The organism is Alkalibacterium iburiense, from assembly GCF_039521845.1.
Taxonomy (GTDB): Bacteria; Bacillota; Bacilli; order Lactobacillales; family Carnobacteriaceae_A; genus Alkalibacterium; species Alkalibacterium iburiense.
Window position 1 is genome coordinate 1 of sequence record NZ_BAAACW010000153.1, and the last position, 2,272, is coordinate 2,272.

At 41.4% G+C, this 2,272-nt stretch carries 2 protein-coding genes; both read right to left on the bottom strand.

What is annotated here, in order from left to right; genetic code table 11:
* Window positions 1-64: 64 nt before the first annotated feature.
* Window positions 65-979 (bottom strand): ABC transporter ATP-binding protein, encoded by a 915-nt coding sequence (locus ABDZ53_RS11680; RefSeq protein ID WP_343756725.1) that lies wholly within the window; start codon window positions 977-979, stop codon window positions 65-67.
* Entirely contained in the window at window positions 976-2,172 is a 1,197-nt protein-coding gene (locus tag ABDZ53_RS11685) for a hypothetical protein (protein ID WP_343756727.1), read from the bottom strand. The genes ABDZ53_RS11680 and ABDZ53_RS11685 overlap by 4 nt, the downstream gene beginning before the upstream one ends.
* Window positions 2,173-2,272 lie beyond the last annotated feature (100 nt).

A 2,272-nucleotide genomic window follows, 5' to 3' on the forward strand; every position in this document is an offset into this window, starting at 1 on the left:
ATCCTATTTGGGAATATCATACCTTCGAACAGGAATAATCTGATTTTTCATAGAACTTTTGGCATTACCTGTATGAATGCAACTCCAACCCGTATAAATGGGAATAGTATTGAGACGTCCCCAAGGGTCCGACCGACAATTCGGTCTGATCCAGTTGTCTAATCAATTGATATAAAGTCAGCTGTTCTTTTTCTGTTAATGGTTTGAGCGGGATACACAACACACTATTTCCTAGATGAATCGTCCCTTCCGGCATCGGAAACTGACTTTCCAATTCAACTGCTTGTTTTTGTGTACAGACCAGTTTAAAGTAGTCTTCCTTTTCTTCATGGTGGTTGAATGTAAAGTGCAGCTTTTTGTCTTTCAAAAAGAAGACTTTATCGGCGTACTCGTCTAAATTATCAAGTAAATGAGAAGCGACAATAATAATTTTTCCAGACTGTCTCAACTCAATTAAAATATCTGACACCAGTGAAACGTTTTCCGGATCGAGTCCGTTCATCACTTCATCCATAAACATAATCGGCGTATCCGCCGCAACGACCATCGCAAAACATAAACGCTGGCGCATGCCCAAAGAGTAAGTGCTGACTTTTCTGTCTACATAGTCCTCCATCTCCAGGCGTTTGATAATATTCTGTACATCATCTCTCCTCCCAGCCCACATATCCGCATACATTTCAATATGCTCTGTTCCTGAGAAATTCTCATGCAAATCAGCCTGGTTTGGGAAAAAGGTAATGAGCTGATGCAAAGCCAGTACATCACTGTCTTTGGCTGTATACTCTGTTCCGTCAATTAGAATGTGACCGGATTGAACAGGTATAAACCGCATAATAGCATTGAACAGTGTCGTCTTACCTGTTCCATTGGGAGCTACCAGACCAATAAGCTGGCCATTTTCGAGATGAAATGAAATGTCTTCTAGAACAACTCGACTTCCATAAGCAACGGTCATATTCTTTATTTCTAGGGTCATTGGGTTACTCTCCTTTTCAGTCCGAGTGTTTGGGTCGGAATTAATTTGAATACATAATGAAACACCATCTCAATGCCCAGCCATACAATAAGAGCGAGTAAAGGCAGACGCCAGAACTCTATGGTAGGCAATTGATATAATACGGCACTTTCCCCGCTCACGACTGAAACAATATCCGTATAGAAAGACGGCTGCCAGCCCGAGAAGGGAGGCAGAACAGTCCATACCACTGGAAACAGAACGAGAGCTCCTACTATAAAGAGGGTAAAGTACACATTTCGGATCATCCAGCTTAACCCCGTGATAATGAGCAAGAACAGATAGCTGATCAGCATACCTGAAGCGATGAGCAATAAGCCGTAGAGCCATAACGGGATGTAAGACATAGACTGACTTATATAAATCGGTATAGGATACTGCAAACTACCTCTTGTATCCGAAGAAAAAAGCGAAATCCCGTAACTGGCTGCTATTCCGATAAGAGCAACCACCCAGGTCATCAGCCACAGAAGAAAGGTGCGTCCTCTCCACTGCGTCTTCATTGACAAGGGAATATTTTGAGTGACACTATAATTTTTCACCTGATCTTTTGTAAAATGATCCCCTGCCAGAAGGGCAATCGCTATAAACAAAACAACGGAAGTAAACAGTTCGATTTGCTGCTGGAAGATTTGAGAAGAAGCATAGGGATTCCACTCAATATCCAGATTATTCTCTTCTAAGGCATTATAAAAGCCCAATTGCTCTTCCACTTCTTGTCGCGATGGTAAATAAACGGACGTCAACAAGTCATGGGATTCAAATTCCGTCGCATCGTGTAGAAAGAGGTTGTTTTCAGCCATTTCTCGTCCGTTCTGTAAGTAATCGGAGACAATATCTTCTAACCCTTCCACAGTGTTTCCTTCACGCTGGGTCAAAATGTATTGGTTCAGTCCAATTAAGCGTGAGTTTCTTGCCAATCTCATTTCCACTTCCTCACCCAATTCCCCTTCAAAATGAGCATCGGGAATGAGACGAAAAATTTGATGGGCATCGCTGTACTCACTTCTGAGTTGCGCTTCCGGAAGGATAACAGACTGTTCTCTATACAGTAAAGAAAACGTGCTTAGGAACAGAAGAAACCCGATTAAAAGCAAGCGTGTTTTCCATTCCCGCATGAGCAGTAAACCATTCCATTTGAGTACTTTTTTCATTTGGTTTCCTCCTATCCGACAAACGTATTTCCAAAAATTTTGTTTATTTTATAGTTTATTTCTTCGTTTATTGCTTGTAAATCAATCTTTTACACAAAAA